Genomic DNA, 13,302 nt, shown 5'->3' on the forward strand with positions numbered 1-13,302 from the left:
GTCTCAAGGGCGCGCATTATGCCACAGAATCTGATTACCGCAAGCATAATTTGCAAATTTTTTCGGGTTTGTTATGAAAGAGTCACACTCCGGCAAAAGTCAACAGATGGAACATCTTTTTACCGCGTTTCAGGAGTACATATTTGCCAAATAACGCCTGTTCACTTGTCAGCTGCGCTTCCAGGTCATCACACTTTTCACCATTGATAGCGACAGCGTTATTTGAAATGAATTCACGCGCCACACGATTCGACTTGGCGAGCCCGGTACTGACGAGCGCATCGACTAACCCCGACTTACTCTCTTCTATATATGTACCAGGCAAGCCGTCCAGGCGAAGCTGCTCAAAATCCGACTCAGTCAGGTGACTTAACTCTCCTGAGAACAACGCCTCACTAATACGCTGCGATGCATCGAGCCCTTCCTGGCCATGTACAAGCCTCGTCACTTCTGTCGCCAAGACACCCTGAGCCTGAGGCCGACCTTGTGCTGCCTTATCCTCTTCTTCAATACGAGCAATCTCGGACGGCTCCAGGAAAGTGAAGTAATGCAGAAATTTATACACATCGGCATCAGCCGTATTCAGCCAGAACTGATAAAACGCATAAGGCGATGTCTTTTTAGGATCCAGCCAGACAGTACCCGTTTCCGTCTTACCGAACTTCTGCCCATCCGCCTTGGTCACCAAGGGAACAGTCAAACCAAAAGTCTGTCCCTTATATAGGCGACGCGAAAGATCGATACCACCAGTGATGTTTCCCCACTGATCACTCCCCCCCACCTGCAAGGTACATTCGTGACGATGATATAGCTCGGCAAAATCGTACGACTGCAGAATCATGTAGCTGAATTCGGTAAATGAAATACCCGAACCTTCACGATCGATGCGCTGCTTTACTGATTCTTTCTGAATCATGGCATTGACTGAAAAGTGCTTGCCAACCTCTCGCAAAAAATCAATCACGTTAAGCGACTTGATCCAGTCCAGGTTATTCACCACGGACGCAGACGTATCACCACAGTCAAAATCAAGAAATTGCGACAGCTGCCCCTGCAGCCTGTCAACCCATCCTCCAATCACCTCGACTGAGTTTAATTGTCGCTCAGCAGCTTTAAAACTGGGGTCACCAATCATACCGGTAGCACCACCAACCAAAGCAATCGGTTTATGTCCGGCCAGTTGAAACCGGCGAAGAACTAAAAGCGGAACCAGGTGTCCAATATGCAGACTGTCAGCTGTCGGATCGAAGCCGCTATAAAGAGTACGGCTGCCACCGGATAAGTGCTCGCGCAACTCATCTCCTGATGTGGTTTGTGCAATAAGCCCTCTGGACTCGAGATCCGATATGATATCGACGTTAGATTCTGACATGTCTAAAGGTTCCATCTGGTTTCGATTTATAACGATCGCGCATTCTACACCAATGCGCTGAATTTAACTTGACCTGATCAGTAAATGCATTAAGATGCTTTGGGTGCGTCCCGCTGACCAGCGATTTCAAGGCGCAATAATATATCGTATCAAAACACCGTTTTTTCATTTATGTCGTAATAGCAAGTCTATTGCAGCACCCGAGATATTTAATAAGAACATCCATGGATTTGATCAGCAAAGCTCGCCATTTTATCGCGTCACACTACCCTCGCAAACACCTACTCGCCGTCAGTGCCCTTGGCATTTTACTGACAGGCGTTGCTCTTTACCCTGAGCAAAATGCCAGAGGTGACCGCCTAAATGATGCGGATAGCCTGGTAAATGCCGATTTTCCCAATCAAATCAATACCAGTCCCGATTCCTTGGACCCCGTCACAGCAAGCACTAACAGCGCCGCCAACACACCAGACCTCGAAAACGCAACCCCTGACAGTACCCTGCCCCAGTGGTCCGATCTGACGGTCAGCTCCGGCGATACGCTATCCGCGATGTTTTCAGAGGTCGGACTGAGCGCAACCGAACTGTATCGCGTTGTTAACAGCTCCGAAGAAGCCAACATTCTCAACCGCCTTTATCCAGGCAATGAATTGAGCTTCCATATTTCCGAACCAGGCCAGTTAGACGCTTTAAAAGTCATGACATCGCCACTGGAAGGTTTTTTGTTTACTCGCCTCGATGATACGTATGAAGCGACACCAATAGTCATTGAACCCGAAGTACGCCAGGTACAAAAACACGGTCAAATTGCAGCCAGCCTGTTCCTGGCGGCTGATCAGGCAGAAATCCCGGCGGGCGTCATTATGGAAATGGCTGACATTTTCGGCGGCGTCATCGACTTCCTGCTGGACCCACGTGAAGGCGATCAATTCAGCCTCATTTATGAGGAAAAGTACCTTAATGATGAGCGGGTAGGTACCGGTGAGATCATTGGTGCACAATTTATTAACCGGGGACGCGAATACCTGGCACTGCGTTACCAGAACGAAGCTGGCCAAGTTGGTTACTTCAGTCCGGCAGGTGAAAGCATGCAAAGGGCCTTCTTGCGCAATCCGCTGGATGTCTTCCGCATCAGCTCAAACTTCAACCCGAACCGTCGCCACCCAGTACTCAACACCATTCGGGCGCACAAAGGCACCGACTATGCAGCGCCAACCGGAACACCCATCCGGGCAACAGCAGATGGCACTGTAACCTGGGCCGCCCGCAATGGGTCTTTTGGCAACCTGGTTGTCATCAAGCACCATGGCGCGTTCGAAACCAAATACGCTCACCTTAACGCCTATGCCAACGGTGTTAAAAAAGGCAGCCGTATTCAGCAAGGCCAGATAATCGGTTACGTGGGATCAACCGGCTCAGCAACAGGCCCTCATTTACATTATGAGTTTCTTATAAACGGCGTGCATAAAAACCCGCGCACTGTCGTCGACCAGCTTCCGCAGGTTGTCTCACTGGAAGAAGCCGAAATGGAAAGATTCAGATCCAGTACGATGCCCATCATCGAACAGTTTGCGCAGGCGAATCCCCGGCAGCCTCTGCTGACTATGGCAAGTCAATGACAGCCAGTGCCGGTACCGGATCTTTCTTTATCGGCTTGATCTCTGGGACCAGCATGGACGGCATTGACGCCGCACTGATTCAATTACACCGTGACGCTCAACCTGAAATCATTTCCACCCTGGCAACACCGTATTCGCAAGAATTAAGCGAAGCGTTAGCCAGGTTATGCTTGAACCAGACAATTAAACCCAGCCAACTGGGTGCCATCAACATTCAGGTAGGCAGGGCATTTGCGCAAGCAGCCCTCAACCTGCTCTCAGCAAACAACCTGACAACCTCTGATATCACTGCCATTGGCAGCCATGGTCAAACCGTCTGGCATGAACCTGACTCTGATACGCCATTTACCATGCAACTGGGCGATCCCAACACTATTGCACATCTGACTGGCATAACGACTGTTGCAGATTTCCGTGGCAGGGATATGGCCGCAGGTGGCCAGGGTGCTCCACTTGCACCATTGTTTCACCAGCACTGTTTTTACCACCCAGATAATCAGGCGGCTATCGTCAATATCGGCGGGATAGCGAACCTGACTACCCTCGCCGATCAGAAACAGGACTGCCCAAGCGGCTTTGATACCGGGCCCGGCAATGTCTTGATGGACTGCTGGATTAATCACTGCCAGCAACGTGCTTACGATCATAATGGTGACTGGGCGAGACAGGGGGAGGTGATTCCATCGCTGTTATCGCACATGCTCCAGGAACCTTATTTACAATTACCTGCACCAAAAAGTACAGGCAGGGAACTGTTCAACCTGGTATGGATTCAAGAGGTATTGCAGGCTTCCACCAGCATCAGTCAGACAGAAGCACAAAGCCAGGCCAATATACAGCGTACATTGCTGGAGTTGACAGCCGTGACCATCTGCCAGGCTTTTGAGTCACAAATAGAAAACCAGGGGAAGGCAAAATACCCCCAACTGGCAGTTTGCGGCGGCGGTGCACACAATCCGCTGTTGATGGATCGGTTAGCGGCCTTACTGCCCAAGGTGGAAGTTTGCTCTACTCGAGTACTCGGGATTGACCCTGACTGGGTTGAAGCCGGAACCTTTGCCTGGCTGGCCAGCGAAACACTGAAAGGTCGGCGGTTTAACAACCAGAGGCTGACTGGTGCTCAAGGAAATATCATACTGGGTGGCATTTATACAGCGTAAAGCTGTAGCCCTCAAACTAAACGCTGAGCACTACAGCCCTCCGGACATCAGATCGAAAACGAAGCACCACAGCCGCAGGTTGTGGTGGCCATCGGATTGTTAACAACGAAGCGAGCACCTTCCAGGTTTTCCACGTAATCAACTTTAGCGCCTACCAGATACTGATAGCTCAGCGGATCCACCAGCAATGTGGCACCATGGCGATCTATGACAGTGTCCTCATCGGAGACAGACTCGTCGAATCGAAAACCATATTGAAAACCAGAGCAGCCGCCGCCCGTCACATAGACACGCAATTTCAGAGCAGGCTTACCCTCCTCTTCAATCAGGGTTTTAACTTTTTCAGCGGCATTATCGCTTAAATCGATAATAACCGGATCGTGGGTCTGAACTGCTGACATAATTATAGATACTTCCTTATGGTAGTAACGCTACCACATCAAGGCCTGCCGTCTCAGTCAGGCCGAACATCAGATTCATATTCTGCACGGCCTGGCCAGAAGCACCTTTTACCAGGTTATCAATGACTGACAGAACCACAATTTTCTGGCTTTCAGGCAAATAGTGGACTGCTATCTGGCACCGGTTCGAGCCACGCACATTCCGCGTTGCCGGTTCACTTCCCGCCGGCAAGACGTCGACAAAAGGTGAATCGGCATAGCGCGACTCAAACAGAGCCTGCAACTGCTCCTGACTCACCTCTGCAATCGGGCTTGCGTACAGCGTAGCATGAATGCCTCGAATCATCGGTGTCAAATGCGGGATAAAAGTCAATCCAACATCCTTACCGCTAAATTTCGTTAAACCCTGCCGAATTTCCGGCAGGTGCCTATGCCCAGCCACAGCATAAGCCTTCATGGATTCGCTGGATTCACACAGCAGACTCCCCACAGCTGCCTTGCGACCAGCTCCACTAACACCGGACTTACAGTCGGCTATCAAGCTGCTGGTATCAATTAACCCTGCCTCAAGCAAAGGCAAATAACCAAGCTGCACCGCTGTCGGATAACAACCCGGCACCGCGATCAGCTTGGCATCAGTGATACTTTCGTGATTCACTTCCGGCAGACCGTATACAGCTTGATCAATCAATTCCGGGCAGGTATGGGCTGTCTTGTACCACGCTTCCCAAACCGCCTGGTCCTGCAAGCGAAAATCAGCTGACAAATCTATCACCCGCACACCACGTGCCAGTAATTCAGACGCCGTATTCATAGCAACCGTATGAGGGGTGGCATAAAAGACCACATCACATGCCGCCAACGTCTCCGTATCAGGCTCAGTAAAAACAACATCCAGGTAACCACGCAAGTTTGGAAATACGTCTGCAACAGGCGTCCCTGAAAGTTCACGGGAAGTAACAACCTCGATGCTGACATCCTTGCGTGGCGCCAGCAATCTCATCAGCTCAACCCCTGTATACCCGGTAGCCCCGATAATTCCTGCCTTAATCACTCACTTTCTCCTAAACTTAGGCTCCTGGCCTGGATTTCAAATCTATGATGTCATTCATCATCAATAATGCGGCTATTTTAGCATTTTTCAAGCACCAACGCCGACAACCTTGCTGTACCTGTGGAATTCACAACGGCATAATACACGTCATACCAACGATGATAATCATCGCAATACCAAATACTGATAAATACTGATGGATGCGAGCCTGATATGAGCTGGATTCTAGCCTTTCACCTGATTTCTGTTATTTGCTGGTTTGCTGGCATATTTTATTTACCACGCCTCTTTGTCTACCATGCCATGAGCGAAGACCAGATCAGCAAGGATCGTTTTGTGATTATGGAGCGTAAGCTATACCGCGGCATCATGACGCCTTCTGCCATTGCGACCATCATCTTTGGTGCCTGGCTTATTGCCACAGCCCCTGATTATTACCTGCCAATGGGTTGGCTGCATGCCAAATTATTGCTGGTCGCACTGGTTGTTGTGTATCACATTGTCTGTGGCGTCCACATGAAAAAGCTCAAGGAGGGCCGCAACACGCATGGCCATGTGTATTTCCGGGTTTTTAATGAGCTTCCTGTATTCGCGCTGATCGCCATTGTCATCCTGGCTGTTGTGAAACCATTCTGATGATTGATAAAACCGCACCACCAGCGATTCTTTGCATCAGCGGGCTTGACCCAAGTGGCGGAGCTGGCATTCAGGCCGACATCACGGCCATTCAGCGGCTCAAGTGTCACAGCCTGCCGATCATCACATCACTGACCGACCAGGATACCCGCAACGTCAAATCCTGCCACCCGGTTAATGCAGAAATTCTCAAGGCGCAACTGGCTACCATCATGGATGACTGCCAACCTGCAGCCATTAAGTTGGGGCTGATCGACCACATTGATACCATTGGGGTCATAGCCGAGTTTCTGGCTGAACACCCCTCCATACCCGTGATAGCAGACCCCGTACTGGGTGCCAGTGGCGGTTATAATTTCAGTGGTGACGACCTGGTTGACGCCTATTGCCAACGCCTTTTATCGCTATGCACCATCTTGACACCCAACATCAAAGAGTTGCATCGGCTAGCACCGAGCACAGATGACGAAAGCGCGGCAAAGCAACTGGCTGAGCGAGGCTGCAAGCAAATCCTGGTAACTCGGGGGGATGACAGCGACGAACTGGTGACGAATACGCTTTATACCAGCAACGGTTTACTGACACAGTGGCAATGGCCCCGCCTGCCCGGCATATTTCATGGCAGTGGCTGCACCTTGGCGTCTGCCATCGCTGCCTATGTTGGTCTTGGCTACCATATTGAAGAGGCCTGTTTTCGTGGCCAGCAATACACACAACAGGCTTTATCCGGCGCTTACCGAATTGGCCAGGGTCAGTTAGTGCCTAACCGCTAACGCAACACTCAGCCGGGTTTGTTACTATAGCCCTTTTCACCACTGATCAGGCAATGAATTCAAACGACAGTCAAAACGTGCATGCAGCCTACAGTGCAGCATTGCATGGTCTTTACGCAATAACCGACCCCAAGTTACTGCCTGGTGAAACATTACTCAGTGGTGTCGCACTGGCAATTGCTGGTGGCGCCAAAGTCATTCAGTATCGTAACAAGACGGCAACTGTCGCCAGACAGCAGGAGGAAGCAACAGCCTTGCGCAAACTCTGCCACCAGCACAATGTTATCTTTCTCGTTAATGATGATGTGCAGCTTTGCCTGAAAAGCGGAGCCGATGGCGTTCACCTTGGTCAGCAAGACGGCAAACTGGCAGATGCCCGGCACAGACTTGGCAGCGAAGCCATTATTGGCGTGACCTGCCATGATAGCGAGACAATGGTTTCAACGGCAGAGAGAGCAGGCGCAGACTATGTCGCCTTGGGCCGCTTTTTCCCGTCACAGACCAAACCGGAAGCACCTGCTGCCAGTATTGCAATACTGAAACAGATTCGCCAGCAAACCTCCCTGCCCATTGTCGCTATTGGCGGGATCACAGAGAACAATGGCCGGCAATTGATCAGCGCCGGCGCAGACATGCTGGCAGTCATACACGGGGTATTCGGGCAGAAAAACATTCGCCAGCACGCCTCTGCCCTGCATGACCTGTTCGGGCAGGCAAACGAACCCAAAGATACAACGCTACATACGACTTCACGTGATTGAAACGGAGAGAACATGACGCAAGAACAAGCTGCATATCGCACTAACCAGTCCGCCAACCTGTTTGAACGCGCCCAAAAGGTTATCCCCGGCGGCGTCAATTCTCCAGTACGCGCGTTCCGCGGTGTTGGTGGTACGCCATTATTCTTCAACCATGGCGAAGGCGCATGGATTACTGACGAAGACGGGAACCGGTACATTGATTACATCGGCGCATGGGGGCCATTGATCCTCGGGCATAGAGATCCTGGCGTCATTGCTGCCCTGGAAGCACAACTGAAAAATGGCCTCGGTTACGGTGCATCCACTGAAGGTGAAGTGGTCATAGCAGAAACCATCTGCAAACTGGTGCCCTCCATAGAAAAAGTGAGGCTGGTTACCTCAGGTACTGAAGCAACCATGAGTGCAATCCGGGTAGCAAGAGGCTATACCAAACGTGACAAAGTCCTCAAGTTCGAAGGTTGTTACCATGGTCATGTGGACGGGTTGCTGGTCAAAGCAGGCTCTGGCGCACTGACATTAGGTGAACCAGATTCCTCAGGTGTTCCGAAATCATACACCGACCAGACCTTTGTCTTACCCTACAATGACACCGACGCCTTAAAAGCCCTGTTTCAAAAACACGGTGATGAGATCGCTTGCGCCATCGTTGAACCGGTTGCAGGCAATATGAACCTCGTCCCACCACGCCCCGAGTTCCTGGCCACTCTTCGTGAAGTCTGCACACAGTCCGGAAGCGTCTTGATTTTTGACGAAGTCATGACCGGGTTCCGAACCGCATTAGGCGGCGCGCAATCAATTTATGGCATTACTCCGGACCTGACCACACTTGGCAAGGTAATTGGCGGGGGCCTTCCAATCGGCGCATTTGGCGGTAAAGCAGAAATCATGGACTGCATCGCCCCGCTGGGCTCCGTTTACCAGGCAGGCACCCTGGCAGGCAGCCCTCTGGGGGTTGCCGCGGGCCAGGCCATGTTGGATGCCATACAGAAACCCGGCTTTTACGAATCCCTGACCGAGCGAACTGAACAGTTGACCCGCGGCTTACAGGCAGCGGCTGACAAAGCCGGCATCCCCTTTACCACCAACCAGGTTGGAGGCATGTTTGGCTGCTTCTTTACCGAGCAAAAAGACATACACCGGTTTGATCAGGTCATGTCCTGCGACGCTGAACGTTTCAAACAGTACTTCCATCTTATGCTGCAAAACCAGGTGAACCTGGCCCCGTCAGCATTTGAAGCAGGCTTTGTATCAGCCGCGCACGGAGACAACGAAATAGAATTAACTATCGCGGCGGCCCACAAAGCATTTGCGGCGCTGTAACACTCATTAACAAGGAACAGCAACAATGAGCCAGATTGATGTATACGGAATTGGCAATGCACTGGTCGATACTGAGTTTGAAGTGGATGACAGTTTTTTTGAGGAAGCGGGCATTCAGAAAGGCTTCATGACGTTGATTGAGGAAGAGCAGCAGAAAAATATTCTGAGTATGCTTTCAGCTAACTACCCGGTGAAAAAGAAAGCTGGTGGCGGCTCGGCCGCAAATACACTTTATGCCATCAGCCAGTTTGGTGGTCATGCTTTCTATGCCTGTCGCGTCGCTGGGGATGAGACGGGTGATTACTACCTGTCCGAGCTGGGTGACCACAACATCCGCACCAACCAGACCGACAGCAAGCCAAACGGCAATACCGGTCAGTGTCTGGTCATGGTAACACCTGATGCTGAGCGCACCATGTTGACTCACCTGGGTGTGTCTTCTGATGTATCGGTCGCCGACCTGGATCTGGATATCGCTACCACTGCAAAATACGTGTACATGGAAGGTTATCTGGTCAGTTCCGATTCAGCGCGCCAAGCCGTACTGACCCTTAAACAGGCAGCAAGAGACGCCGGCATTCCAGTAGCATTCACGTTTTCAGACCCAGCCATGGTGGAGTACTTCAAAGACGGCGTAAAAGAAGTCATGGATGGCGGTGTTGACCTTTTGTTCTGCAACGAGCAGGAAGCTTGTATCTGGGCTGAAACGGACGACTTCTCCGCAGCTTGCGAAATACTGAAAAAAAGCGCCACGCAATTTGTCGTCACCCGAGGCGCAAAAGGCGCCCTGCTGTTTGACGGCCAGTCTTATATTCAGATCCCTGGCAACAAAGTCACGGCCGTCGATACCAACGGTGCGGGTGATATGTTCGCCGGCGCCTTTCTTTACGGACTGACTCAAGGCATGGGCTTTGAACAATCCGGAAGACTGGCCAGTTTTGCGTCCGCTACTGTCGTCACGTCATTTGGTCCGAGATTGACGCCTGATGAACACACATCATTACTGCAACAGTTTTCATAATTTTCTTGCTATAAAAAATACCCCCGCAACTTGAAGGTTGCGGGGGTATTTTTTAACAAAGCTTTAATTTGATCTGTGAGGCTCTGCTACCTTTGGAGTAAATCAGGCTCGCAGGTCGTCGACGAATTTTTTGACACCGTCGAACCAGCTGCTCTTCTTCGGTGACTGTTTATTGCCTTCATTGTCGCCGATGGTCTGAAATTCCTGCAGCAGCTCTTTCTGACGTTTGGTCAATTTCACTGGCGTTTCCAGTGCCACACGACACAGCAGGTCACCTGGGCCGCCACCGCGAACTGACGTCACGCCTTTACCACGCAAACGGAACAGTTTGCCGGTTTGTGTCTCCGCCGGAATCTTCAGCTTGACACGGCCATCCAGTGTTGGCACTTCCAATTCACCACCAAGAGCCGCATCGACAAAGCTAATCGGAATTTCGCAATGCAGGTCACGCCCATCTCTGACAAACAGTTTGTGAGGGCGAATGTGAACCTGAACATACAAATCGCCGGCTGGTCCACCCTGGCTACCTGCCTGTCCTTCGCCGGTCAGGCGGATACGATCGCCATCATCAACGCCGGCAGGCACTTTGACTGAGAGAGTCTTCTGCTCCTCAACCTGGCCACGGCCATGACAACTGCCACAAGGATCTTTAATCTGCTTACCGCTACCGTGACAGCGCGGACAGGCTTGCTGCACAGAGAAAAAGCCCTGTTGCATCCTTACCTGCCCCATACCATTACAGGTGGAACAAGTGATCGGGGCAGAGCCCTTCTTGGCCCCACTGCCATCACAGGTTTCACAAGAAACAGTCGTCGGTATACGAATCTTGACGGTGGTGCCTCGTACGGCTTCCTCCAGATCAAGTTCCAGGTTGTAGCGTAAGTCAGCGCCTTTCCGCACGCCACTGCGACCACCCCGGCCACCACCACCGAAGATATCACCAAAGATATCGCCAAAGATGTCACCAAAGTCGCCAGCGCCATGGCCACCTGCCTGACCTTCCATTCCCGCATGACCGTATTGGTCGTAACGAGCTTTTTTGTTTGCATCAGAAAGTACCTCGAAAGCCTCATTGGCTTCTTTAAAGCGGTCTTCTGATGCTTTGTCTCCCGGGTTACGATCCGGGTGGTGTTTCATGGCAACGCGCCGGTAAGCTTTCTTGATGTCAGCTTCCGACGCGTCACGACTTACACCGAGCACTTCATAGTAGTCTCGTTTTGACATGTTAAGTCAGCCAGTCTGTATTATTTGTCATCCTTCACTTCTTCGAACTCAGCGTCTACGGCATCATCAGCACCACCAGACTCGCTGCCTGCTGCTGCATCATCTGCGGCACCCGCAGCATCACCGGCACCACCTTGCTCAGCATACATTTTCTGAGCCAGACCAGAGGACGCTTCAGTCAGCTCTTTGGTCTTCGCTTCGATTTGCTCAAGGTCACCAGCTTTCAGCGCTTCTTCCAGTTCAGTGATCGCTGATTCGATCTTCTCTTTCTCATCAGCTTCCACTTTGTCAGCCGCATCGGTCAACGTCTTGCGTGTCGCATGGATGAGGCCATCTGCAGTGTTGCGAGCGGTTACCAGTTGCTCAAACTTTTTGTCGTCCGCAGCGTGGGCTTCAGCATCCTTCACCATACGATCAATTTCTTCATCCGACAGACCGCTTGATGCCTTGATGACAATGGACTGCTCCTTGCCAGTCGCCTTGTCCTTCGCAGACACATTCAAAATACCGTTGGCATCCAGGTCAAAGGCAACTTCAATCTGAGGCATGCCGCGCGGCGCTGGCGGGATATCAGCCAGGTCAAAGCGGCCAAGCGACTTGTTCTGACCCGCCTGCTTACGCTCACCCTGTACCACGTGAATGGTCACAGCGGTCTGATTGTCGTCCGCAGTAGAGAATACCTGTGTTTTCTTGGTGGGGATGGTTGTGTTCTTGTCGATCAACACGCTGGTCACACCACCTAACGTTTCAATACCCAGAGACAGCGGCGTAACGTCCAGCAACAGCACGTCGTTAACATCACCGGCCAGTACCGCAGCCTGAATGGATGCACCCAGAGCAACGGCTTCGTCAGGGTTTACATCACGACGCGACTCTTTGCCAAAGAACTCCGCGACTTTCTTCTGTACCAATGGCATACGTGTCTGACCACCGACAAGAATAACGTCGTTAATCTTGCCTGTATCCAGGCCAGCATCCTGCAGGGCAACACGAACAGGCTCCAGCGTCCGATCAACCAGATCTTCCACCAGGGATTCAAATTTGGCGCGTGTCAGCTTTTGCACCAAATGCTTCGGACCAGACGCATCTGCCGTGATATAAGGCAGGTTAACTTCTGTTTGCTGGGCGGAAGACAGTTCAATCTTGGCTTTCTCTGCGGCTTCTTTCAAACGCTGCAGTGCCAGCGGATCGCTCTTCAGATCCATGCCGCTTTCTTTGTGGAACTCGTCAGCCAGGTAGTCAATCAGACGCAGGTCGAAGTCTTCACCACCCAGGAATGTGTCACCGTTGGTGCTCAGCACCTCGAAGGTGTGCTCACCATCGGTCTCAGCGATTTCGATGATCGAGATATCGAAAGTACCACCACCCAGGTCAAACACAGCAATCGTGCTGTCACCTGACTTCTTGTCCATACCATAAGCCAGGGCGGCTGCCGTCGGCTCATTGATGATACGTTTCACTTCCAGGCCAGCAATACGACCTGCGTCTTTAGTCGCCTGACGCTGGGAATCATTAAAATATGCCGGCACAGTTACGACTGCCTCGGTGACTTCTTCACCCAGGTACTCTTCTGCCGTTTTCTTCATTTTCTTCAGAACCTGAGCAGAGATCTGGGGAGGAGACATGTCCTCACCGTTCACTTGCACCCAGGCATCACCATTATCGGCCTTTGTGATTTTGTAAGGCACCATTTTGATGTCTTTCTGAACCACTTCGTCCTGAAACTGACGACCGATCAATCGCTTGATCGCAAACAGGGTGTTTTCCGGGTTAGTCACTGCCTGGCGTTTTGCCGGCTGACCAACCAGGGTTTCGCCGTCTTTCGTGTAGGCAATAATGGAGGGGGTTGTGCGATCACCCTCAGCATTTTCAATTACCTTGGCCTTACCACCTTCCATGATTGCGACACAGGAGTTGGTCGTACCCAGGTCAATACCAATAATTTTACCCATAATATCCTC

Annotated in this window: 12 protein-coding genes; 7 read left to right on the plus strand and 5 right to left on the minus strand. The window is 51.4% G+C overall.

Translation table 11 applies throughout. The features are described from left to right. Positions 1-82: 82 nt before the first annotated feature. On the minus strand, positions 83-1,372 hold the full coding sequence (gene tyrS, locus PSCS_RS05370) for a tyrosine--tRNA ligase (RefSeq protein WP_068810770.1): 1,290 nt from the start codon (positions 1,370-1,372) through the stop codon (positions 83-85). A 224-nt stretch (positions 1,373-1,596) separates the two neighbouring features. Here tyrS and PSCS_RS05375 point away from each other — a divergent pair, with 224 nt between their 5' ends. Further along, positions 1,597-2,991, plus strand: a complete 1,395-nt coding sequence (locus tag PSCS_RS05375) for a peptidoglycan DD-metalloendopeptidase family protein (RefSeq protein ID WP_068810771.1) — start codon at positions 1,597-1,599, stop codon at positions 2,989-2,991. Beyond that, positions 2,988-4,151, plus strand: a complete 1,164-nt coding sequence (locus PSCS_RS05380; RefSeq protein WP_068810772.1) for an anhydro-N-acetylmuramic acid kinase — start codon at positions 2,988-2,990, stop codon at positions 4,149-4,151. The genes PSCS_RS05375 and PSCS_RS05380 overlap by 4 nt, the downstream gene beginning before the upstream one ends. A 47-nt stretch (positions 4,152-4,198) precedes the next feature. Here PSCS_RS05380 and erpA read toward each other — a convergent pair whose 3' ends face one another. Both erpA and argC read right to left on the minus strand, forming a co-directional pair. After that, the gene (gene erpA, locus PSCS_RS05385; RefSeq protein WP_068810773.1) at positions 4,199-4,552 is read right to left on the minus strand and encodes an iron-sulfur cluster insertion protein ErpA; all 354 of its coding nucleotides are present in this window, start codon (positions 4,550-4,552) and stop codon (positions 4,199-4,201) included. A gap of 16 nt (positions 4,553-4,568) precedes the next feature. Then, positions 4,569-5,606 carry an N-acetyl-gamma-glutamyl-phosphate reductase gene (argC, locus tag PSCS_RS05390; RefSeq protein WP_068810774.1) on the minus strand — a complete coding sequence of 346 codons (1,038 nt, stop codon included), beginning with the start codon at positions 5,604-5,606 and terminating at the stop codon, positions 4,569-4,571. A gap of 213 nt (positions 5,607-5,819) precedes the next feature. On the opposite strand from argC, the gene hemJ reads away from it, so the two are divergent. The 5 genes from hemJ to PSCS_RS05415 are packed head-to-tail and all read left to right on the plus strand — an operon-like array spanning position 5,820 to position 10,117. After that, positions 5,820-6,242, plus strand: a complete 423-nt coding sequence (gene hemJ, locus PSCS_RS05395) for a protoporphyrinogen oxidase HemJ (protein WP_068810775.1) — start codon at positions 5,820-5,822, stop codon at positions 6,240-6,242. After that, entirely contained in the window at positions 6,242-7,015 is a 774-nt protein-coding gene (gene thiD / locus PSCS_RS05400) for a bifunctional hydroxymethylpyrimidine kinase/phosphomethylpyrimidine kinase (protein ID WP_068810776.1), read from the plus strand. Before hemJ ends, thiD begins: the two co-directional genes overlap by 1 nt. Positions 7,016-7,068: 53 nt before the next feature. After that, the gene (thiE, locus tag PSCS_RS05405; RefSeq protein WP_068810777.1) at positions 7,069-7,776 is read left to right on the plus strand and encodes a thiamine phosphate synthase; all 708 of its coding nucleotides are present in this window, start codon (positions 7,069-7,071) and stop codon (positions 7,774-7,776) included. Positions 7,777-7,788: 12 nt separating this feature from the next. Then, a complete protein-coding gene (gene hemL, locus PSCS_RS05410; RefSeq protein ID WP_068810778.1) occupies positions 7,789-9,096 on the plus strand; it encodes a glutamate-1-semialdehyde 2,1-aminomutase in 1,308 nt (435 codons plus the stop codon). A gap of 25 nt (positions 9,097-9,121) precedes the next feature. Next, positions 9,122-10,117 carry an adenosine kinase gene (locus PSCS_RS05415; RefSeq protein WP_068810779.1) on the plus strand — a complete coding sequence of 332 codons (996 nt, stop codon included), beginning with the start codon at positions 9,122-9,124 and terminating at the stop codon, positions 10,115-10,117. Between the two features lie 102 nt (positions 10,118-10,219). Here PSCS_RS05415 and dnaJ read toward each other — a convergent pair whose 3' ends face one another. Both dnaJ and dnaK read right to left on the minus strand, forming a co-directional pair. Continuing rightward, positions 10,220-11,341 (minus strand): molecular chaperone DnaJ, encoded by a 1,122-nt coding sequence (dnaJ, locus tag PSCS_RS05420; RefSeq protein ID WP_068810780.1) that lies wholly within the window; start codon positions 11,339-11,341, stop codon positions 10,220-10,222. Between the two features lie 20 nt (positions 11,342-11,361). Then, positions 11,362-13,293 (minus strand): molecular chaperone DnaK, encoded by a 1,932-nt coding sequence (dnaK, locus tag PSCS_RS05425; protein ID WP_068810781.1) that lies wholly within the window; start codon positions 13,291-13,293, stop codon positions 11,362-11,364. Positions 13,294-13,302 lie beyond the last annotated feature (9 nt).

This window comes from Pseudohongiella nitratireducens (assembly GCF_001642735.1).
Classification (GTDB): Bacteria; Pseudomonadota; Gammaproteobacteria; order Pseudomonadales; family Pseudohongiellaceae; genus Pseudohongiella; species Pseudohongiella nitratireducens.

Excerpts from the sequence above, each read along its gene's own strand:
- tyrS (WP_068810770.1), bottom strand. The coding sequence starts at position 1,372 with ATGTCAGAATCTAACGTCGATATCATATCGGATCTCGAGTCCAGAGGG.
- PSCS_RS05375 (WP_068810771.1), top strand. The coding sequence starts at position 1,597 with ATGGATTTGATCAGCAAAGCTCGCCATTTTATCGCGTCACACTACCCT.
- PSCS_RS05380 (WP_068810772.1), top strand. The coding sequence starts at position 2,988 with ATGACAGCCAGTGCCGGTACCGGATCTTTCTTTATCGGCTTGATCTCT.
- erpA (WP_068810773.1), bottom strand. The coding sequence starts at position 4,552 with ATGTCAGCAGTTCAGACCCACGATCCGGTTATTATCGATTTAAGCGAT.
- hemJ (WP_068810775.1), top strand. The coding sequence starts at position 5,820 with ATGAGCTGGATTCTAGCCTTTCACCTGATTTCTGTTATTTGCTGGTTT.
- thiD (WP_068810776.1), top strand. The coding sequence starts at position 6,242 with ATGATTGATAAAACCGCACCACCAGCGATTCTTTGCATCAGCGGGCTT.
- thiE (WP_068810777.1), top strand. The coding sequence starts at position 7,069 with ATGAATTCAAACGACAGTCAAAACGTGCATGCAGCCTACAGTGCAGCA.
- hemL (WP_068810778.1), top strand. The coding sequence starts at position 7,789 with ATGACGCAAGAACAAGCTGCATATCGCACTAACCAGTCCGCCAACCTG.
- PSCS_RS05415 (WP_068810779.1), top strand. The coding sequence starts at position 9,122 with ATGAGCCAGATTGATGTATACGGAATTGGCAATGCACTGGTCGATACT.
- dnaJ (WP_068810780.1), bottom strand. The coding sequence starts at position 11,341 with ATGTCAAAACGAGACTACTATGAAGTGCTCGGTGTAAGTCGTGACGCG.
- dnaK (WP_068810781.1), bottom strand. The coding sequence starts at position 13,293 with ATGGGTAAAATTATTGGTATTGACCTGGGTACGACCAACTCCTGTGTC.